Source organism: Joostella atrarenae (genome assembly GCF_021764745.1).
In the GTDB taxonomy this organism is placed as follows: Bacteria; Bacteroidota; Bacteroidia; order Flavobacteriales; family Flavobacteriaceae; genus Galbibacter; species Galbibacter atrarenae.
Genome location: NZ_JAETXX010000051.1, coordinates 1 through 483, shown reverse-complemented (window position 1 = coordinate 483; position 483 = coordinate 1). Strand labels below are relative to the sequence as shown.

The 483-nt window shown below is 28.4% G+C and carries 1 protein-coding gene; it reads left to right on the top strand.

All coding sequences use genetic code 11. The features are described from left to right. Positions 1-15 precede the first annotated feature (15 nt). Positions 16-483: hypothetical protein (locus JM658_RS17035; RefSeq protein ID WP_394800503.1), on the top strand; the 468-nt coding region annotated here is incomplete at its 3' end.

Here is a 483-nt window from a genome sequence, read left to right as displayed (position 1 = left end):
TTAACTGTCTCTAATTTGAAAGATAAAAAGGGGATTGATGATCCCATATTTTACATTGATATTGACGAGGTTCTTGATAAAATGGATAATAAGCGCGCAAATGGAACAAAAATAAAGGATGATAAAAAGAAAAGTTATAGGGATAGTTTTCGCGATAAATATTTAAAAAGTCAAAATGAAAAAGACATGTATCTGTTTTCGGATGCAATATATGAGTTTGTATTGTCTGGTTATCTTGATCCAGAAAAGTTGAAAAACGAAATTGATAGTCTAAATGGAAAGAATAATGACACGGAAGAACAATTAGCATACAAAACCTTAATAGGTTATAATTTTAGAGTGCTTGATAATGATGAATTAGAAACTTTGATTACAAAAGTACTGGAATATGCAAAACAAGGAAAATACAATATGTATTCCTACCAAACAATCTATAATAATCTTTCATACCATATAAAGATAGGATCATTAGGCATTAAAGAA